This is a genomic window from Tessaracoccus sp. (genome assembly GCF_016714275.1).
In the GTDB taxonomy this organism is placed as follows: Bacteria; Actinomycetota; Actinomycetes; order Propionibacteriales; family Propionibacteriaceae; genus Arachnia.
On the sequence record NZ_JADJNP010000001.1, the window covers coordinates 151180 to 170161 of the forward strand.

Below are 18982 nucleotides of genomic sequence, written 5' to 3' on the forward strand. Positions count from 1 at the left end.
GTGGCCGGGGAGCGCGTTCGAATAGACTTGTTGTATGACATCATGGCTGGCCATCTCGCTGGGCCGGCTGATGGAGACGCTCGTCCATGAGGGCGTCGTGGTCACGGGCACCGACGAAGGGGGCCTGCCACGGCACCTGCTCCTCACTGTTCGCTCAGTCGGCGAAGGAGCCGCGACCGTCTGGTGGTCGCTGCTTCCGCTCGACCGTTACACCCGACCCACGCGCCAGACCGCCCGCTGCGACCCGACGATGACGCTGTCCGATTGGCTGAGGGAGACGACACGGATCGTGCCGGAAGCCGCTGTGATGGGCGTGCCGATCTCATGGCGCCGCCGCGACACGCGCCCGCTGGCCAAGCTCGGATGGCTGGGTGACGGCATCGGCCGGTTCCTCGCGGCGACCGTCCGCGACTGGCGGGTGTGGGCGTGGGTCGTCATGATCCCCATCGTCGCCTGGATGGTCGCGCGGGACGATCCTGAGTTCGCCCGCGACATCGCCACGGCACTCTCGTGGATCCCCGCCATTGTGCTTCCGGTTGCGCTCGGGGTGCTCGTGCTCGCAATCGGCCTGGCGGGGCTGGCACACTCCTTCTCGGGCATCGGGGTGTGGGCGCCTCACCGAACGCACTTGCGCGCAGATGAGATCGCCGCCCGGATCGGCCCGGTCGCCGCGATTGCCGCCACTCAGGCGACCGACGCGGGGTCGGCGCCTCCGCGCTGGTCGGTGGTCTCCCCGGACGCGCCGCTCTCGCTGCTCGCCGGATCGTCGGTCCTCATCTGGCCCCACTCGATGGAGGGGCAACCACTGGTGATGAGCGTCGCGCGGCCGCCTGCACACGACTGGCGGCATGGCGAAGTGCGAGTGACGCAGGCACGGCTAGGGTCCACGAGGCGGCCACAGACACAGCGGCTTCCCGAGAAAACGCGGCTGAACGACTCGTGCCACAAGAGCCTGGGCCGCGGCATCGCCCACGTGCTCGTAGTGCCGCGGCCGGTATGGGCTGCGGGCGTTCGGCGCCCGACCTCCACCTGGATACCTCGCGAGGATGACCCAACCATCGGCTACCAGGAGCATGAGCTGACCGCACGCGTGGTTGCCTTCACCCAGCCCCACACCCCAGCCCTCAGGGGGTCCGCTCCCGCCGCGGCGCAGGCGCGCATAGACGGGATCACGGAGGAGTTGGGCGCGCTTACCTCCGACGTCGTCTACCGGATCGAGAACTCCGCGCTCTTCGACGACACCGTCCCGCTGACAAGGGAGTTCTCGCTGCTGCTCATGCGCTGGGAGGACGAACTCGCACACGCCACGCCGTCGGCGCTTGAACGGCTGGCGATGGAGCTACGGCTGGCGTTCGACACCGCGCGGCAGCACGCCGAGGCCGTCGGGCTGAACCACCTGCCGCGGACGGCGCGCGCGAAGGCAGAGCGGGCGGTCAAGGCCGCTCAGCTCGCCGTCGACGCCGCCACCGATGGTGAGCGCGAGGCCGCGTCGACGCAGCTCGCGCGGCTCCTGGACGGGATCGCGCTGCACTACCTGCCCGGTTCTGCGGAGGCTCGGCGGATGATCGGCGACTCCCTGCACCAGTTGAGGGAAGCGCCGTGATCCTCAAGGTCACTCCGCAGACGAGGATGGGCGAGCTGGCCGGCCGCACCATCGTGGTGTCGTCGACGTTCCTCACCGGCCCGTTGACGCCATTCGTCCTGGTATGCCGGGAACAGGCCGGGCAGGTGGGCGTGCGGCACTCCCCCATCAACGCGGGCACCCCGCAGAGCGTACTGGTGCCGGAGCAACGGACGCTCGGACACTTCGCGATCGACAGGCTGCAGATCGAGACGATCGGCCGGATCACGCCGATCCTGGGCGTCGACTGGTCCGGAGGCTCGGTGCGGCTCCGGCTGCCGAACGGCCTCACCACCGAGGACCTGTATCCGGGGTTGCGCGAACTGCACGGACAGACGGCGAGCATGCACTCGTACATCCTCGGCGCGGTCGAGGCACCGTCGAGCCCCGACGTCGCGCGCCAGCGCGTCGATGCCGCGAAGGAGACCTACGGCGCGCTGCTGAGCGACGTCGCGTACCGGATCGAGAACTCGGCGCTGTTCGACAACGCCGTGCCTGAGTCGAAGGAGTTCCAGCTGCGTCTGATGCAGTGGGACGACCAGATCGCCCACCTCGACCGGCCAGGCGTCGGCGGCGCGGCGCTGGACGCGTTGGCCCGGGAGGTTGCGCTGGCCTTCGACACGGCCCGCGCGAACGCCGAGCGCCTCGGGTTGTCTCATCTGCCGTTGACGGCCCGCCGCACGGCGCGGCAGGCGATCAAGGTGTCGGCGCTCGCCCGTACGTCGCCGACGGAGGGCGAGCGCGCCGCTGCCCGGGACAAAGTCGCGAAGCTGCTCTCCCGGCTGGCGCTGTATTACCTACCTTCCCCGCGCTCGGCCCCGCTCCTCCTCGGCGGCCAGATCCCCCAGCTCCCCCAGGACCCGACTGGCGCTGGTTAGCCCCCGCCGGTTGACCCAATGAACGCTTTGACATCGTAGTGACATCACATCTTGCCTCATGATGTCATGAGTGACACCATTGGCGTCATGATGTTCGACACCCATCTGAGCCTCGTTCGCGACCAACTCGACGCTGCCGGCGCAGCCATGGGCGGGTCTGTCGAAGAGGCTTCCGGACGCCTGGCGGTCCTCCTTGAGCCCGCCCTCAGACTGGCACTCCAGTCCGCCCTGGCCGAGGCCGCTGCCGACCTATCGGCACAGTTGGCGGGAACCGCTCGTGTCGATGTGCTGCTCGGTTCCAGCGGCCCGTCGCTGGTCGCCACCCCGGAGCAGGCCGCCGAGCCCGACGCGGACTCGGCGTCGACCGAGGCCGAGCACGACGCCCGCCCCTTTGACGGTGCCGCCACTCGGTTCACGCTGCGCCTCCCCGAGGACCTCAAGGAACGCGTCGACGGCGCCGCCGCCTCCGCGGGAGTATCGGCGAACACCTGGCTCGTCCGCGCCGCCGAACGCGCCCTCGGCGCTCCGCCGTCGCCGAGCACCCCTACCTCATCCACCCGTCCCGGCCGCAGCCTCTCCGGCTGGATCGCCTGAGAGAACAGGATTCCGCTCATGTCCCTTACCTGCACCCGAATCGAGAACTTCGATGTGGATGGCGACCTCACCCTCGCCGCAGATCTCCGCTACGGGAACCTCACCCTCACGGCCGTGCCCGGCCTCTCGCGCGTGCTCGTCACCATCCAGGCCACCGGCACTCGCGCGGAGGAGGTCGCCGACTCCGTCGCCGTGACCGCCGGGCCCCGCCGCGTCGACATCGAAGTGCCGAAGACTGCCCGCTTCCTCGGCGCAGCGACGTCGCTTCGCCTCCGCGTCGAGGTCCCCGAGGGCACAGACCTCCACATCGCGTCCGGCTCCGGCGACGTGGACGCCATCGGCGGCTACAGGGCCGTTGAGGCGCACCTCGGGTCCGGCGACGTCCGCGTGGATCACGCCAGGAGGGCTGACATCGGGACCGGCTCCGGAAACGTCCGTCTCGGAACGGCCGCGCGAGCTGAGCTGCACACCGGCTCCGGAAGCATCATCGTCGAAGACATCGGCGAACTACGCGCAGGGACCGGGTCCGGCGTCATCAGAGCGCGAGCCGTGACGGGCGCGCTCGAGGCCAGCACGGGGTCCGGCAGCATCGGCGTCGCCCAACTCGCCGGCGCGGGGAGGGTCGAGACAGGCTCCGGATCCGTGCGCATCGGTGACGTGGACGGCGATGTCGACGCCACCACCGGCTCTGGATCGATCGCCATCGACCGACTGCGCGGTGGGCGGGTGTCGACCAACACCGCCTCGGGCTCGCAGCGCATCGGTGTCGCCGAGGGAACCGCGTTGAAGGTGGACGCCAACTCGGTGTCGGGCCGCGTCACGAGCGAGCTCGGCCAGGTCTCCGACGGCGAGGGCTTCGCCCGTACGGCAGAGGTCGTCGCGCGTTCCATCAGCGGCGGCATCACCTTCCGTCGCGCCTGACCCGCACGACCCGCGTCGAACATCGGTGATCGCACACGAGCCAATATGGTGACCGTATGCAATGGCAGGCAGTCGACGTCGATACGCCGCTGTCAGCGCTGCTCGGGCCGTATGCCGTCGTCGCACTCGGGCCCGACGACCGGCGGACCACCGTGCTCGTCGAGGTCCTGCGCCATCGCCGCGGGCGGGTGACCGCCCGCATCTGCGACACCACCATGCACACGCCGCCGCTCGGCGCGCGGCGGCTGCGAGCGCCGGGGACCGTGACGCTGCGCGAACTCGTGCTCGCGCACACCAGCTGCCGCGCGGAGGCCGCCGCGGTCTCGCCGCCGCAGAAGTGGACGGGGACGAGCGACCCGACGCTCACCCCGTGGATGATGGCGGTCGGCGCGGTGCTCGCCATCGGCGGCATGGCCATCGCACAGGTGGCATTCGCCATCCCAGGGCTGACGCTCCTCATCCTCGGCGCCATGCAGTCGCGCCATACGCAGGACGGCACCGCGCGGATCGTCGACGGCGGTCGCGACATCCTGCCCACCGCCGCCCGGTCCTACATCCCGGCGCCCGCCGCCCTCACCGCCGGGCCGACGCCGGCCGAGCGGGTCGCCGTCGTCCGCGACGCCTACGGGCGGCTGCTGGCCGACATCGTCTACCGCATCGAGAACTCCGCGCTATTCGACGCCGCGGTCCCCGAGACCGCCGAGTTCCAGCTCGCGCTCGCTCTCTGGGACGAGGAGTCCCCACGTGCCGACGAGCTGGCCCGCGCCATCGAGACGTCCTTCGACGCCGCTCGAACGAAAGCGGAGGCGCTGGGCATCGCGCACCTGCCCGAGACGGCCCAAGGACCAGCCCGGCGCGCGGCCAAGGCCGCGGAGACAGCGCTCGCCGACGGCCCGGCCCCGGAGCGCGAGGCTGCGCGGCGGTGGGTCGCCGAGATCCTCGGCTCGCTGGCGCTGTACTACCTCCCGCCGGTCGACCCCGCCGCGCCGTCGCTGATCGGCGCGCGACGACAGATCGAGCCTGCGCCGTGATCCAGGTCCCGCTCACCACCACGATCCTCGACGTCGAGCGCGCCGTGCTCACCGCGGGCGACGACGTGCTGGTCGTCACCCGGGCCGGGCACCACGAGAACCCGCAGGCGCGCCGCGGCCGCGCCACCCGCGGCGAGTATCCAGTCACGCAGTGGCGAAACTCGGGGCCGCTCCCGCGCAAGGTCCACCGAGTCGTGCCCGAGTACGCCACCCTCCTCTCCCTCGGGATCGCGCAGGAGTGGCGGCCCGAGCGCGCCTTCGTCGTCGAGGACGTGCGCTGGCGTCCCTTCCTCCCGCCGCTGATCTGGGCCGACGGCGCCGAGCTCACGATCGACGCCTTCCTCGCCGCCTGCCCGCCGCTCCCCGACCCACGCACCGACGGCGAGGCCCGCGTCGCCGAGGTGCGGGCCACCTACGGCCGGATGCTGACCGACGTCGCCTATCGGATTGAGAACGCCGCACTCTTCGACACTGCGGTGCCCACAACCCGCCAGTTCGAGACCGCGATGGCGATGTGGGCCGACGTCTCCGCGTCGACGCCCGACGACGAGGTCGCCCGCCGCGCTGCCATGGCCGTGCTCGCCTTCGACACCGCCCGCGCGCACGCCGAGACCGTCGGCCTCGCGCACCTCCCCGCGCAGGCCCGCGACCGCGCCCGACGAGCCGCAGGGGCCGCCCGGCTCGCGCGGGCCGCCGCCACAGACGCCGAGCGTGCCGCCGCCCAGGACCAGGTCGTGCGCATCCTGCGCCCGCTGGCGCTGTACTACCTGCCCGACCCGGACCGGCTGCCGCGCGCGATCAGCCCCACCCGGGTTCCGGGGGTGTGAACAGGGCGATCGCGGCGGGGAGTTGATCCGTCGGGTCGGGGCGCGGGGCCTTATCGGCGCGGCGGTCCGGGTGGTCGGCGGCGGCCATGCCTTCGATCTTCGCGGCCTCCATCTGCTGCGCGGCGAGGCTCGCGTACAGCCCGCCGCGGGCCAACAGCTGCTGGTGCGTGCCCGACTCGACGATCCGGCCCGCCTCGACCACGTGGATCACGTCGGCGTCGACGACGGTGGAGAGCCTGTGCGCGATCGTCAACGTCGTGCGTCCTGCGGCGACGCTGTCCAGCGCCTCCTGCACCACGCGCTCGGAGACGGTATCCAGCGCGCTCGTCGCCTCGTCCAGCAGGAGCACGGGCGGATCCTTGAGCAACACGCGAGCGATCGCGATCCGCTGCTTCTCGCCTCCCGAGAGCCGGTAGCCGCGCTCGCCCACCACCGTGTCGTAGCCGTCCTCGAAGCCGGCGATGATGTGGTGGATGTTCGCCGCCGCGCACGCCGCCTCAAGTTCCTCCTGCGTCGCGTCCGGCCGCGCGTACAGCAAGTTGTCCCGGATCGTCGCGTGGAAGAGGTACGTCTCCTGGGACACGATCCCGACGTGATCGATGATCGACGCCTGGCGCAGCCGCCGCACGTCGGTGCCCGCGAACAGCACACTGCCTGCCGACGCCTCGTACAGCCGTGGCGCGAGGTACAGCACCGTCGTCTTGCCCGCCCCCGACGGTCCCACGAACGCGACGTGCTGGCCCGGCTCGACGACGAACGACACGCCCGCGAGGGTCGGCCGGGTGTCCGCCGCGGCGTCGGGGTAGCGGAAGGTCACATCGCGGAACTCGATCCCGCCGACCGGCCCAGGGCCGTCGTCGACGCCGATCGCGCCCGGCGTATCGGCGATCGCGGGCTTCAGATCCAGATACTCGAAGATGCGCGCGAAAATCGCACCGGAGGTCTGCAGGTCCAGCGCGACGCGCATCAAGCCCATCAACGGCTGCAGCAGCCGCGCCTGCACCGTCGTGAACGCGACGACCGTACCCGCGGTGATGTCGGCGCCGCCGACGATGAAGTAACCGGAGACGAGGTAGATCACCGCAGGGACGCTCGCCATAATGACCTGCACGACGGCGAAGAAGCCCTGGCCGCTCATCGCGCGCCGGACCTGCAGCGTGATCTGGTTGGCGTTCTCTCGTCGGTACCGTGCCGACTCCGTCCGCTGCCGGTTGAACGCCTTCGACAGCAGGATGCCGGAAACGCTGAGGGTCTCCTGCGTGATCGTCGTCAGCTCGGACAACGACTCCTGCGTCTGCGCTGCGATCCTCGCCCGCACCTGCCCGACCTTGCGCTGGACGAACACGAGGATCGGCATCAGCACGACGGCGATCAGCGTCAGCCGCCAGTCGATCAGCACCATCGCGACAAGCGCCGACGCCACCGTGACCGTGTTGCCGAGGATGCTGGAGATGGTGTTGGTGAGCACGCCGGCGACGGCTCCCACGTCGTTCTGCAGCCGCGACTGGATCACGCCGGTTTTGGTGCGGGTGAAGAACCCGAGCTCCATAGCCTGCAGGTGTTCGAACAGCCGCACGCGCAGGTCGCCGGTGACACGGTTGCCGACGGTGGCCGTCAGCCACGTCTGCGTGATGCCCAGCCCCGACGACAACAGGTACAGCGCGATCATGGCGGCGACGAGCCGGACCAGCAGCCCGAGTTCGGGACCGCCGGACGCGGGAAACAGCGCGTCGTCGAACACCCGTTGCACGATCAGTGGCGGCACGACGGCGATCGCCGCGCTGACGATCACGATCAACCCGGTGAGCGCGATCCGTCCCCGGTAGGGCCGGAACAACTCCACCACGCGCTTTCCAAGGTCGGGAACGTGCGGCGCCTCGGCGTTCGCCCTCCGCTGCGCGTCCTCGTCGACGCCCCTGAACCCGTGGCCTCCGCGCGCTCCAACCGACATGGGCTGAGGGTACCGTGGGCCCATGACCGATCACGAAGAGCATTCGAAGGGCGGCGTCTACTCCGTCAAGGGCAAGGAGTTCGCCAGGGACTCCCAATACATCGAGACGCGGATCATGGCGGAACCGCGACCGGGGACCGACGACTACCCCGTCGAACCAGGCCGGTACCGGCTGGTCGCGGCGTACGCCTGCCCGTGGGCGAACCGCGCGATCATCGTCCGCGAGTTGCTGGGGCTCCAGGATGTCATCTCGCTCGGCACGCCGGGTCCGACGCACGACGCCGACTCGTGGACCTTCGACCTGGACCCGGGCGGCATCGACCCTGTCCTGGGCATCCACAAGCTGAAGGACGCCTACGAGAAGCGCTTCCCCGGCTATCCGCGCGGCATCACCGTTCCCGCGATCGTCGACGAGACCACTGGCGAGGTCGTCACCAACAACTTTCCCCAGATCACCGAGGATCTCTTCTTCCAGTGGAAGCCGTTCCACAAGGCGGACGCGCCCGACCTGTGGCCCGCGGACCTCCGCGAGGAGATGGAGCAGGTGATGAAGCGCGTCTATACGGAGGTCAACAACGGCGTGTACCGGTGCGGCTTCGCCGGCTCGCAGGAGGCCTACGACGCCGCCTACGACCGCCTTTTCACCGCGCTCGACTGGCTCGAGGAGCGCCTCGCCGGCCGCCGTTACCTGATGGGCGACGCCATCACCGAGGCCGACATCCGGCTGTTCACCACGCTCGTCCGCTTCGACCCCGTCTACCACGGCCACTTCAAGTGCAACCGCAACAAGCTGACGGAGCTGCCGAACCTGTGGGGCTACGCCCGCGACCTGTTCCAGACGCCCGGGTTCGGCAACAACGTGGACTTCGCGCAGATCAAGGACCACTACTACAAGGTGCACACCGACCTGAACCCGCTCGGGATCGTGCCAAAGGGCCCCGATCTCAGCGGCTGGACCACGCCATCGGGCCGCTGAGCTCCCCCGACGCCCGGGCGCGAGACGCTTCCCGAACGACGCACGCCGCGGCCTCAGCCTCGTTAGGCTGGGCGCCATGCGCGACTATGAGGTCCTCCCCGGCGGGCACGGCTCCCGGGTCGCCATCCACGCCCGGGGCAGCGAGATTCTCCGCAACCCGCGGCTCAACCGCGGAACGGCCTTCACGCACGAGGAGCGCACAAAGCTCGGACTCGTCGGGCTGCTGCCGTCGCAGGTGACGCCGCTCGACGCGCAGCTGGCGCGCGTCTACAGCCGGTTCCGCGCCGCAGACACCGCGTTGGAGAAGTTCGCCTACCTGCAGGGTCTTCGCGAGCGCAACACCGTCCTCTTTTACCGGCTCCTGAGCGATCACCTCGACGAGATCATGCCGATCGTCTACACCCCCACCATCGGGGAGGCAATCAAGGAGTTCAGTCTCTGGTACCAGCCCATCAACGGAATCTTCCTCTCCATCGACCGGCCGGACCTCATCGAGGATTCGCTCCGCGGCTACGGGCACAATCCCGACGATGTCGACCTGTTGATCGTGACGGACTCGGAGGGCATCCTCGGCATCGGTGACCAGGGCGTCGGCGGGATCCAGATCTGCATGGGCAAGAAGTCGCTCTATACCGCCGCGGCGGGCATGGACCCGGACCGGATGCTGTCGGTCGTGCTCGACGTCGGCACCGACAACCTCCGCCTGTTGAACGAGGACCTGTACCTCGGCGAGCGGCACGCGCGCGTGCGCGGCGAGCGCTACGACGAGTTCGTCGACGCGTTCGTCCGTGCCGCCACCGCGGTGTTCCCGAACGCCATGGTGCACTGGGAGGACTTCGGCGCCGACAACGCGCATCGGCTCCTCGACGTCTACCGCGACCAGATCTGCACCTTCAACGACGACATCCAGGGCACCGCGGCCGTCGTCACCAGCGCCGTCCTCGCCGGCGTCGCCGCCAAGCGCGAGCGGCTCGCCGATCAGCGCTTCGTCGTGCACGGCGGCGGGACTGCGGGCATCGGCATCGCCGACCTTCTCGTCGACCTGCTCGTCAAGGACGGCCTCACGCCGGAGCAGGCGCGGACCCGGTTCTGGGTGACAAGCAGCCGTGGCCTCGTCACCGACGACGCCACGCTCCGCTTCCGCGACTTCCAGCGCCCGTACGCGCGCGGCATCGGGGAGCTGAGTGAGTGGGAGGTGGACCAGACCGGCCGCTACATGCTGGCCGACATCGTCCGCAACGTGCACCCCACCGTCCTGATCGGCACCTCGGGGCGGCCCGGATCGTTTACCGAGGCGATCGTCTCCGACATGGCGGCACACGTGGCCCGCCCGCTCATCCTGCCCCTGTCGAACCCGACGTCGCTGGCCGAGGCGACGCCCGCGGAGCTGCTCGGCTGGACCGGTGGCCGCGCGCTGATCGCGACCGGCTCGCCGTTCCCCGCGGTGACGCACGACGGCGTGACGCACCGCATCGCTCAGGCGAACAACGCGCTGGTCTTCCCCGGGATCGGCCTGGGTGTCGCCGTGTGCCGCGCCAGCCGCGTGACCGACGGCATGATCGCGGCCTCGTCGGAGGCCGTTGCGTCGCTCGTGCAGGTCTCGCACCTCGGTGACTCGCTCCTGCCGAGCATCAAGGATCTACGCCGGGTGTCGGCGACGGTGGCGATCGCCGTCGCTGCGGCCGCGGAGGCGGACGGCGTCGCCCAGCGTCCGCTCACCCGCCCCGTCGAGCAGATCTATGACGCCATGTGGCAGCCGGTCTATCCTCAGCTGATCATCGACTGAAGCGTTCCCAGCCGCGCCAGGGACTCCTCCCTACCGAGGATCTCCATCGACTCGAACAGCGGCGGCGACACCGTACGCCCGCTGATCGCGACCCGGATGGGTGCGAAGGCGAACTTGGGCTTGATGCCCAGGCCGTCGACGATGCGCTCCCGCAGGCCCGCCTGGATGGAGGCGGCGTCGAAGTCGACGGTCTCGGCCACTTCGATGGCCGCGTCCAGGACCTCGGCGGCGTTGTCGGCGAGCTTGGCGACGGCCTCGGGGTCGAGCGTCGCGTCGCCGAGCAGGTAGTCAAGCTGCGGCAGCGCGTCCTTCAGCAGGACGAGGCGCTCCTGGATGATCGGAACGGCTTGGCGCAGCACGTAGAGCTGGGCCTCGGTCGGCTCCGTCCACTGTCCGGTCGCCGTGGCGAATGTCGCGATGCGATCGGCCAGCTCGTCGGCGCTCAGCGTGCGGATGTAGTGGCCGTTCAACCAATCCAGCTTCTTGACGTCGAAGATGGGGCCGACGGTGTTGACCTTTTCCCAGCTGAACCGGTCGACGAACTCGTCGAACGTCGACACCTCGTGCTCCTCGTCGCCGGCGTAGCCCAGCAGCTGCAGGAAGTTCACGACCGCCTCGGGGAGGTAGCCCTCCTCCTTGAACCAGACCACGCGCGCGGCCGGGTTCTTGCGCTTGGAGATCTTCGACTTGTCCGGGTTGCGCAGCAGCGGCATGTGCGCGAACTGCGGCGCCTCCCACCCCAGCCACTCATAGAGCAGGACGTGCTTCGGGGTCGAGGAGATCCACTCCTCGCCGCGCACCACGGTGTTGATCCCCATCAGGTGATCGTCGACGACGACGGCCATGTGGTAGGTCGGGAATCCGTCTGCCTTCAGGATCACCTGGTCGTCGGGGCGGGGCGCCTTGACGGTGCCGCGGATGATGTCCTCGAACTCGAGCGGGGCGTCGTCGGGGATCAGCATCCGCACGACCGCGCGGTCCGTGAAGCCGGGGAGCGCGGCGCGCTCCTCGCGGGTCTTTCCGAGGCACAGCCGGTCGTAGCCGGTGACCGACAGCTTCTGCGCCTCCTGCTCCTTCCGCAGCTCCGCCAGCCGCTCCGAGGAGCACCAGCAGTAGTAGGCGCGGCCGTCGGCGATCAGCTGCTCCACGAACGGACGGTAGGTGTCCAGCCGCTCCGACTGCCGGTACGGCGCGTACGGCCCGCCCTTGTGCGGCCCCTCGTCGGGCGAGAGACCCAGCCAGTCCAGCGAGTCGTAGATCTGCTCCTCGGAGCCCTCGACGAGGCGCGTCTGGTCGGTGTCCTCGATCCGCAGCACGAACTGCCCGCCGGTCTTGCGGGCCCACGCCAGGTCGAACAGCGCCATGAACGCGGTGCCGACGTGGGGGTCTCCGGTTGGCGAGGGAGCAACACGGGTGCGCGCGGGTGTCGTCGTCATAGTGGCCCCAGCCTATCGCCAGTGCCTGGCGCTGGGCGGACGGCGGGGCCTGGCACCCGGGCGGACGGCAGAGGTGGGGAGGTGGTCCGTCTCGCTGCCACCAAGCCTCGGGCGCCCGGCTTCCCCTCTGCTTCGGTGCAGGGTGGGCCCTTACGCTTCGACGAACCACCTCCCCACCTCTGCCTCGGTCGTCGCACCGGCGTCGGTTCCTGCCCGGCATACAAGCCGCTCTTGAGGCGCACGGCACACTTGCTCCATGGAACTCGAGCCGACGAACGCCCTCGACTCCGCGCGCAGGCAGGCAGAAACCGAACTGGTGAAGGACCGCCCGGCGAAGGCAACGCGGGCGCTCACGTATGTCCTCGAGGACCTGCTTCCCGTGCCCGGCACGACGTTCCGGGTCGGCGTCGACCCGTTCCTCAGCCTCATTCCCGGGGCCGGTCAGGTCAGCGGCGCGGTGTTCGGCTCCGTCCTCCTGTTCGACGCGGCCCGGCTCCGCATGCCGATCCCCGTGCTGGCGCGGATGCTCGGCAACTGGGCCATCGACTGGGTTCTCGGCCTCATCCCGTTCGTCGGGCCCTTCCTCGACGCGGCCTGGCGGTCCAATGTCAAGAACCTCCGGCTGCTCAACCGCACCATCGACGACCGCGCTCAGGTTCGCGACGCGTCGGTGAAGTACTGGATCGCCGTCGTCGCGATCCTGGCCTCCATGGTGGGGCTGATCCTGCTGGTGCCTGCCCTGCTCATCATGTGGGCGCTGCGGGCACTACCATGACGGCCATGACTGCCTCCGACATGCCGAGTAACTTCATCTACGACGCCATCTCGGCGGACGTGGCCGCGGGTGTCAGGGGCGGTCGGGTCCAGACCAGGTTCCCACCCGAGCCGAACGGCTACCTGCACGTCGGGCACGCGAAGGCCATCGTCGTCGACTTCGGCGCCGCCGCCGATTTCGACGGCACCTGCGTGCTGCGCCTCGACGACACGAACCCGGAGACCGAGGACGCGGACTTCGTGAACTCGATCATCCACGACATCGAGTGGCTGGGCTACGAGCCGGCCGAGGTGCGCTTCGCGTCCGACTACTTCGGGCAGCTGTACGAGTGGGCGGAGGCCCTGATCGAACGGGGCCTCGCCTACGTCGACGACCAGGATGCCGAGGCGATCTCCGCCGGGCGCGGCGGCTACGGACAGCCGGGCGTGAACTCCCCGTACCGGGACCGCGCCGTCGAGGAGAACCTCGACCTGTTCCGCCGCATGCGCGCCGGCGAGTTCGCAGAGGGCTCTCGGGTGCTGCGCGCGAAGATCGACATGAACCACGAGAACATGTGGCTGCGCGACCCGATCATGTACCGCATCCGGCACGCGCACCATCACCGCACGGGCGACGCGTGGCCCATCTACCCCACCTACGACTGGGCGCACGGCCAGTCCGACGCCATCGAGGGCACGACCCACTCGATCTGCACGCTGGAGTTCGACTCGCACCGCCCGCTGTACGACTGGTTCCTCGCCCAGCTCGGCGTCGCGGACGCGCCGCGCCAGTACGAGTTCGCGCGCCTCGAGCTCACCCACACCGTCACCTCCAAGCGCCGCCTGGCGAAGCTGGTAAACGACGGCGTGGTCGACGGCTGGGACGACGCCCGCATGCCCACCATCCGCGGCCTGCGCCGTCGGGGCTATCCCGCGGCGGCCATCCGGGCGTTCTGCCGCGAGGTCGGCACGACGCGGACGAACTCGCGCCAGTCGATCGAGGCCCTCGAGTCGTACGTGCGGCGGAACCTGAACGCCTCCGCGCAGCGCCGCATGGCCGTGCTGCGTCCGCTGAAGCTGACCATCACCAACTGGCCGGTCGACGACGCGGGCGCACCCGTCGTCGAGTGGTTCGAGCTCGCCAACAATCCGGAGAACGCCGAGGACGGCACCCGCCTCGTCCCGTTCACGGGCGAGCTGTGGATCGAGCGGGAGGACTTCCAGGAGGTCCCGCCGCCGAAGTACTTCCGCCTCTCCCCCGGCCGCGAGGTGCGCCTCCGCGGCGCCTTCTTCGTCACGGCGACCGACGCGGTCAAGGACGATGACGGCGCCGTCGTCGAGGTCCTGGCGACGTACGACCCGAAGTCCCGCGGCGGCAACTCCCCCGATGGCCGCAAGGTGAAGTCGACGATGCATTGGGTGTCGGCCCCGCACGCGGCGGAGGCCACTGTCGCTCTGTACGAGCGGCTGTTCACCGCCGAGGCCCCCGGAGAGGCGACGGGCGAGGCGCTGGACGATCTGAACCCGAACTCGCGCGAACTCCTGACCGGCTGCAAGGTCGAGGGCGCACTCGCCGACACCGCCCCGGGTGACGTCGTCCAGTTCGAGCGCCTCGGCTACTTCGCCGCGGACCTCGAACAGCCCATGCTGTTCCACCGCACCGTCGGCCTCCGCGACGAGTGGGCCGCCATCCAGAAGCGCGGCTGAGCGCGGCTGTTCCCCTCCTGGCCGCCGCCCCGTCCCTTGAGCCGACCATGGGGCGGAGCATCGTTCCTTGAGCCGACCACGGGGCGGAGCATCGTTCCTTGAGCCGACCACGGGGCGGAGCATCGTTCCTTGAGCCGACCACGGGGCGGAGCATCGTTCCTTGAGCCGACCACGGGGCGGAGCATCGTTCCTTGAGCCGGGCCCCCGCGCGAAGCGCCGGGCCCGTGTCGAAAGGTCCCGCGCCAACCGCCGCTCCCTGCCCACAGTTTCGGACCTTTTACTTCGACACGACGGCGGCTTCGCTCGCGCGTCGGCTCAGCACGGTGCGACACGGCCCTGCGGCTCCTTCGTCACCGTGGGCCTCGGGTTCCAAGGAACGATCCCTCACCCCGTCTTGAGCGTCTCCGCCGGGTCCGTCGTGCTGGCCACGTGGGCGGGGTAGGCCCCCGCGAGGGCTCCGACGACGGCACCGGCGAGCGCGCTGAGCGGCACGAGCCGAATGTCGGCCAGCGGCGGCCAGCCCTGTCCGACGGCGACCGCCCCCGCCATCAGCTGACCCGCCAGGGCGCCGAGGAAGCCGCCCGCGGCGCCGCAGACCACCGTCTCGGCGAGCACCTGCAGCACGACGACGTACCGAGGCTGACCCAGCGCCCGGCGAAGCGCGATCTCGGCTCGCCGCAGCCCCACCGACTGAAGCGTCTGGTTGCCCATCACGAACAACCCGATCACCACCGACAGCCCGCCGAGCGCCACGAGCAGCATCGTCAGCTGGTCACTGACCGCCGACTGGAGTCCGGTCGGGATGCCGCCGACCAGCGCGTACACGTCGCCCGGATCGGCCGGTTGCAGGCTCACAGGCAACGCCGCGGCGACAGCGTCCGTGGCGGCGGGCTCCGTATCGACGATCACTTTCGGCGCAGGCTCCCAACCAGAGACGGCGCCGTCCCCGGACGCGGGAGTGGGGACGTAGACGAGCAGCGGACCATCCGTCGCCGCCGTATCGGCCGAGGCCAGGATGCCGACGACGGCGAACGCGACGCCGCCGACGTAGACGCGGTCGTCGCCGGTGAGCGCGGTGAGCCCGAGCGCGGAGGCCACGGATGCGCCAAGGAGCGCGACCCGGGCGTCCGTGGCGTGGTCGTAGGCGGTGAGTCCGCGGCCCGCGCTGACCTGCATCCCGAGGGCCTCCTGGCAGCCGGGGCCGACGGCCCAGACGGGCGCGCCGTAGTCGGGACGGGCGCGAAGCGACGTGCGCACGGGCACGGCACCGCTGGCCGAAACAGCGGAGCAGATCGTCCGCACGCCCGGCAGCCGGGCGGTGTGCGCGAGTTGGGCATCGCTCGCCCAGCCCGGCCTGGCGTCCATCGACGACGCCGTGATCCGCGACGATCTCAGGTCGCGGAACTGCTGGGCGACGCCCGCCTGCGCAGAGCTGGCCAAGGTAGAGCTGGCGGCAAGCACCCCGGCGCCGAGCGCCGCTGAGAGGATGGCCGCCGTGGCGCGGCCCCGGTTGCGGGCGAGGTAGGCGAGCGCGGTCCGGAGCGCCAGCCGGAGCCCGGTACTCACGCGGACCCGCCCGGGGTGGCGAGCTCGACCACCCGGTCTGCGCGGGCGGCCACAGCGGGGTCGTGCGTGACGAGCACCAGGGCGGCGCCCGCCGCGACCTGGGCCTCCATCAGCGCCATGATGGCGTCGGCGTTGCCTCGGTCGAGGTTGCCGGTGGGCTCGTCGGCCAGCAGCAACGGGGTGCGCCGGGCCAGTGCGCGGGCGATCGCGACGCGCTGCTGCTCGCCGCCCGACAGCGTTCCCGGGAACTGCTGCGCCACATGCCCGACGCCGACGACCTCCAACGCCTCGGCCACACGCGTCCTCGGGTCCGCGGTCGGCTCCAGCTGGCTGGCCACGCCGAGCTCGACGTTCTCGGCGACGGTGAGCGTCGGGGCCAGGTGGAAGCCCTGGTAGACGAAAGAGATGTACCGGCCGCGGTGCCTGCTCCGGACGACATCGCGCGCACCGGCCAGGTCCGTGCCGTTGATCTCGACACGCCCCGTCGTCGGCGTCGCGATGAGCCCGACGATATTCAGCGCCGTCGACTTGCCGCTGCCGGACGGGCCCGTGAGAGCGACGAACTCGCCTCGACCGACGGCGAGGCGGAAGCCCTCGAGCACCGTGCGGCCGCCGAAGCGCTTACTGACGCCCGCGGCACGGAGCGCGAAGTCGGCCATCAGGTGTCGCCCGCGAGCAGTTGCGTCGAGGCGGTCAAGGTGGATGGCGGGTCCACGAGCGGCACCCAGCCGCCCACGGGGGCGCCGGTCTCGACGGCGACCGCCGCGAAGCCCGCGCCGTCGTCGTTCGGGATGCGCAGCTGCGGCGTCCCGTCCGCGGCGCTGAACAGCGCGGCCGCAGGCACCCAGACAGTGTCGGCGTCGCCCTGCGAGACGGTCGCGGTGGCGGCGCACGAGGCCCCGACCGTCTCGGCGTCGGCATCGTGCGTGTCGACGACCCACCCGGTCTCCGGCACCGCCTCCCCCTCGCCCTGCTCGTCGGACGCCCGCCACGTGGCGCGGTCGTCGGTCAGCTCGCCGGCGAGCGTGCGGCTGCCGCAGGTGGCGGAGATCGCCACCCCCGCGGGCAGCTCGACGCCTGCACGAGCGGGCGCCACGACCAGCTCGGGATCGCCGGCGATCAGGGTGACGGTAGGTGCCGCTCCCTCATCGACGATGGCGCCCACCGCCGCCTGGCTCGCGGCGACGGTGGCTGGCAGCGCGGGAACGAAGGCGAACAACCGCCCATCGATCCCATGCTTCGCGAGCGCCCCGCCCAGGTCTCGGTACCCGCGGTCGTTCAGGAACCGCTCGGTGGCGGTGAGAACCGCCGGCGTCACCTCCTGCGCCTCAGCCCGGAGGTAGCCGAGCCGCACCAGCGACGCCGTCAGCTGCCCGACGTCGACGCCCCGGTCACCCGCGTACATCACGCGAAACGACGGCACCCTCCCCCGCATCGCGAAGACCGGCACGCCGTTGACCTCCCCGAGCAGGTCGCCGACCTCCACCTCATCGCCCACGTCCAGCGGGGCGGCGGTGACCGCGTGCCGGAACGCGTCCGGCTGCGCGGTCAGCAACGGCACGGTGACCGCCGAGCGGAACTGCACCTGCGCGTTCAGCGGAACCAGGTCGGTCACCGTGCCGATCTGCGGGCTGACCACGATCGGCATCGCCGTCGGCGGAGCGAACCCCGGCCGCTCGTTCAGCGGCACCGACCACCGCCCGACGAGCACCAGCCCCGCCGCGACGGCCAACGCCAGGGTGACCCAGACGACGATGCGCCCGACCGAGCGCCGGCCCGTCACCCGAGCAGCTCCCGGGATCGCGCCATCGCCTCGTCGTACACCTCGAGGACGGCGAGGATATCGCCTTCGATCTTCATCGCCTCCCGCGCGTAGGCGGCCGTGAGGAGCGTGATCACGGTCTCGTCGTAGCCCGTCTCCGCGCGGCACGTGGCGTCGGCGACGGCGATCTCGATCTCCGTCGGGCTCACGCCGGTCCGCTCCGTGCCCATCGCGTTTCCCTCGTCGTCGTAGGCGATCCGCGAGGACGACTCCGCGGCCTCGGCGTTCGCCTCGCTGGGCTCGGCGTAGACCCGGTTGCGCTCGGCCATGCACCGCGACCATTCCTTGGTCACAGCCTTGGCCTGCGGCGTGGCGCGGACCACGTCCCAGTCCACATAAAAGCTGTTGAGCGCGTCGCTCAGCAAGAACACCGCGTCGGGGTCTCCGAAGAGCTGCTCCTCCGCGTGACGTCGGCACCCGCCGGCGGGATAGGTGTGCTCGCCGCCGTTCTTCAGCACCACCGTCTTGGTGTCCCCGGGGCCGCCGTTGAGGTCCGCGGCCTGCTTGGCCAGCTCGGCCTCGGTCAAGGAGTCCTCGTGCGCCTGGTGCTTCTCGTCGAACGCTTTCGACTCTGGCGTCGACGCCACCATGCTGTAGCCGTACTCCGCGGCGGTCTCCACCGTCAGCGCCTTGTACGGAGCCCAGACGTAGTCCTCCTGCGAGAACGACAGCCAGGGCGACCCCTTCGCCGCCATGCAGCGCCGGATCAGCTCGTCCTCCACCCGGCGCAGGTCGCTCGAGGTCTCGTAGACCCTCGCCAGGCTCCGGTAGGCCGCCTGCTCCTCCGCGGTCAGCTCCGACACCGGCCCCGGCGCCGCGTCCGGGGCGCACCCACCCACCAAGAGCAGGCCCGCCGCCACCGCTCGTCTCATCCTCGCCTCCGCTCCCGGCGAGGAGTCAGTGGCCTCGCCTATCCGGCTCTTTGGACGAGCGGGCGGTTTTGTTACGCGGCCCTTACGCTGGTTGAGCCAGGCCTCTGCGCGAAGCGCCGGGCCTGTGTCGAAACCAATTGGGTCGGCCTATTGGTTTCGACACGACGGCTCGCTAGGGCTCGCGCGTCGGCTCAACCAGCGGTATTCCCGGCTCCACCGGATTGAGCCAGGCCGCTGCGCG

Annotated in this window: 16 protein-coding genes; 10 read left to right on the top strand and 6 right to left on the bottom strand. The window is 70.6% G+C overall.

Annotation, left to right across the window (positions count from 1 at the left end; all coding sequences use genetic code 11):
* Window positions 1–34 precede the first annotated feature (34 nt).
* The 6 genes from IPJ61_RS00735 to IPJ61_RS00760 all read left to right on the top strand — a co-directional run bounded on the left by IPJ61_RS00735 (window position 35) and on the right by IPJ61_RS00760 (window position 5872).
* Complete coding sequence (locus tag IPJ61_RS00735; RefSeq protein WP_297102046.1) at window positions 35–1603, top strand: hypothetical protein; 1569 nt, start codon at window positions 35–37, stop codon at window positions 1601–1603.
* Window positions 1600–2499 (top strand): hypothetical protein, encoded by a 900-nt coding sequence (locus IPJ61_RS00740; protein WP_297102048.1) that lies wholly within the window; start codon window positions 1600–1602, stop codon window positions 2497–2499. Before IPJ61_RS00735 ends, IPJ61_RS00740 begins: the two co-directional genes overlap by 4 nt.
* A 66-nt stretch (window positions 2500–2565) precedes the next feature.
* A complete protein-coding gene (locus tag IPJ61_RS00745) occupies window positions 2566–3093 on the top strand; it encodes a toxin-antitoxin system HicB family antitoxin (protein ID WP_297102049.1) in 528 nt (175 codons plus the stop codon).
* 18 nt (window positions 3094–3111) lie between these two features.
* The gene (locus IPJ61_RS00750) at window positions 3112–4014 is read left to right on the top strand and encodes a DUF4097 family beta strand repeat-containing protein (RefSeq protein ID WP_297102051.1); all 903 of its coding nucleotides are present in this window, start codon (window positions 3112–3114) and stop codon (window positions 4012–4014) included.
* A gap of 56 nt (window positions 4015–4070) precedes the next feature.
* Window positions 4071–5045, top strand: a complete 975-nt coding sequence (locus tag IPJ61_RS00755; protein ID WP_297102053.1) for a hypothetical protein — start codon at window positions 4071–4073, stop codon at window positions 5043–5045.
* On the top strand, window positions 5042–5872 hold the full coding sequence (locus tag IPJ61_RS00760; protein WP_297102054.1) for a hypothetical protein: 831 nt from the start codon (window positions 5042–5044) through the stop codon (window positions 5870–5872). The genes IPJ61_RS00755 and IPJ61_RS00760 overlap by 4 nt, the downstream gene beginning before the upstream one ends.
* On the opposite strand, the gene IPJ61_RS00765 is transcribed toward IPJ61_RS00760, so the two are convergent.
* Window positions 5844–7823, bottom strand: coding sequence for an ABC transporter ATP-binding protein (locus IPJ61_RS00765; RefSeq protein ID WP_297102055.1), 1980 nt, complete (start codon window positions 7821–7823; stop codon window positions 5844–5846). The two genes, IPJ61_RS00760 and IPJ61_RS00765, sit on opposite strands and share 29 nt — an antisense overlap.
* A 22-nt stretch (window positions 7824–7845) precedes the next feature.
* Here IPJ61_RS00765 and IPJ61_RS00770 point away from each other — a divergent pair, with 22 nt between their 5' ends.
* Together IPJ61_RS00770 and IPJ61_RS00775 are read left to right on the top strand one after the other, a co-directional pair.
* Window positions 7846–8799, top strand: a complete 954-nt coding sequence (locus tag IPJ61_RS00770) for a glutathione S-transferase family protein (protein WP_297102056.1) — start codon at window positions 7846–7848, stop codon at window positions 8797–8799.
* 76 nt (window positions 8800–8875) lie between these two features.
* Entirely contained in the window at window positions 8876–10585 is a 1710-nt protein-coding gene (locus IPJ61_RS00775; RefSeq protein WP_297102058.1) for an NAD-dependent malic enzyme, read from the top strand.
* Here IPJ61_RS00775 and gltX read toward each other — a convergent pair.
* A complete protein-coding gene (gene gltX / locus IPJ61_RS00780; protein WP_297102059.1) occupies window positions 10567–12021 on the bottom strand; it encodes a glutamate--tRNA ligase in 1455 nt (484 codons plus the stop codon). The genes IPJ61_RS00775 and gltX overlap by 19 nt on opposite strands.
* Window positions 12022–12277: 256 nt before the next feature.
* Here gltX and IPJ61_RS00785 point away from each other — a divergent pair, with 256 nt between their 5' ends.
* On the top strand, window positions 12278–12796 hold the full coding sequence (locus IPJ61_RS00785; RefSeq protein ID WP_297102062.1) for a DUF4112 domain-containing protein: 519 nt from the start codon (window positions 12278–12280) through the stop codon (window positions 12794–12796).
* Window positions 12793–14481, top strand: a complete 1689-nt coding sequence (locus IPJ61_RS00790; RefSeq protein WP_297102064.1) for a glutamine--tRNA ligase/YqeY domain fusion protein — start codon at window positions 12793–12795, stop codon at window positions 14479–14481. Before IPJ61_RS00785 ends, IPJ61_RS00790 begins: the two co-directional genes overlap by 4 nt.
* 384 nt (window positions 14482–14865) lie before the next feature.
* Here IPJ61_RS00790 and IPJ61_RS00795 read toward each other — a convergent pair whose 3' ends face one another.
* From IPJ61_RS00795 to IPJ61_RS00810, 4 genes are read right to left on the bottom strand one after another with little or no spacing between them, the layout of a single operon-like run.
* Window positions 14866–16047, bottom strand: a complete 1182-nt coding sequence (locus IPJ61_RS00795; protein ID WP_297102066.1) for an ABC transporter permease — start codon at window positions 16045–16047, stop codon at window positions 14866–14868.
* Window positions 16044–16706: an ABC transporter ATP-binding protein gene (locus IPJ61_RS00800; protein ID WP_297102068.1), complete on the bottom strand. Its 663-nt coding sequence runs from the start codon at window positions 16704–16706 to the stop codon at window positions 16044–16046. The genes IPJ61_RS00795 and IPJ61_RS00800 overlap by 4 nt, the downstream gene beginning before the upstream one ends.
* Window positions 16706–17830, bottom strand: a complete 1125-nt coding sequence (locus tag IPJ61_RS00805; protein ID WP_297102071.1) for a hypothetical protein — start codon at window positions 17828–17830, stop codon at window positions 16706–16708. Before IPJ61_RS00805 ends, IPJ61_RS00800 begins: the two co-directional genes overlap by 1 nt.
* On the bottom strand, window positions 17827–18741 hold the full coding sequence (locus IPJ61_RS00810; protein WP_297102072.1) for a hypothetical protein: 915 nt from the start codon (window positions 18739–18741) through the stop codon (window positions 17827–17829). The genes IPJ61_RS00805 and IPJ61_RS00810 overlap by 4 nt, the downstream gene beginning before the upstream one ends.
* Between the last annotated feature and the right edge of the window lie 241 nt (window positions 18742–18982).

Bases quoted from the DNA above. Each gene is read 5' to 3' on its own strand.
- IPJ61_RS00735 (WP_297102046.1), top strand. From the start codon at position 35: ATGACATCATGGCTGGCCATCTCGCTGGGCCGGCTGATGGAGACGCTC.
- IPJ61_RS00745 (WP_297102049.1), top strand. From the start codon at position 2,566: ATGAGTGACACCATTGGCGTCATGATGTTCGACACCCATCTGAGCCTC.
- IPJ61_RS00750 (WP_297102051.1), top strand. From the start codon at position 3,112: ATGTCCCTTACCTGCACCCGAATCGAGAACTTCGATGTGGATGGCGAC.
- IPJ61_RS00755 (WP_297102053.1), top strand. From the start codon at position 4,071: ATGCAATGGCAGGCAGTCGACGTCGATACGCCGCTGTCAGCGCTGCTC.
- IPJ61_RS00765 (WP_297102055.1), bottom strand. From the start codon at position 7,823: ATGTCGGTTGGAGCGCGCGGAGGCCACGGGTTCAGGGGCGTCGACGAG.
- IPJ61_RS00770 (WP_297102056.1), top strand. From the start codon at position 7,846: ATGACCGATCACGAAGAGCATTCGAAGGGCGGCGTCTACTCCGTCAAG.
- IPJ61_RS00775 (WP_297102058.1), top strand. From the start codon at position 8,876: ATGCGCGACTATGAGGTCCTCCCCGGCGGGCACGGCTCCCGGGTCGCC.
- gltX (WP_297102059.1), bottom strand. From the start codon at position 12,021: ATGACGACGACACCCGCGCGCACCCGTGTTGCTCCCTCGCCAACCGGA.
- IPJ61_RS00785 (WP_297102062.1), top strand. From the start codon at position 12,278: ATGGAACTCGAGCCGACGAACGCCCTCGACTCCGCGCGCAGGCAGGCA.
- IPJ61_RS00790 (WP_297102064.1), top strand. From the start codon at position 12,793: ATGACGGCCATGACTGCCTCCGACATGCCGAGTAACTTCATCTACGAC.
- IPJ61_RS00800 (WP_297102068.1), bottom strand. From the start codon at position 16,706: ATGGCCGACTTCGCGCTCCGTGCCGCGGGCGTCAGTAAGCGCTTCGGC.
- IPJ61_RS00810 (WP_297102072.1), bottom strand. From the start codon at position 18,741: ATGAGACGAGCGGTGGCGGCGGGCCTGCTCTTGGTGGGTGGGTGCGCC.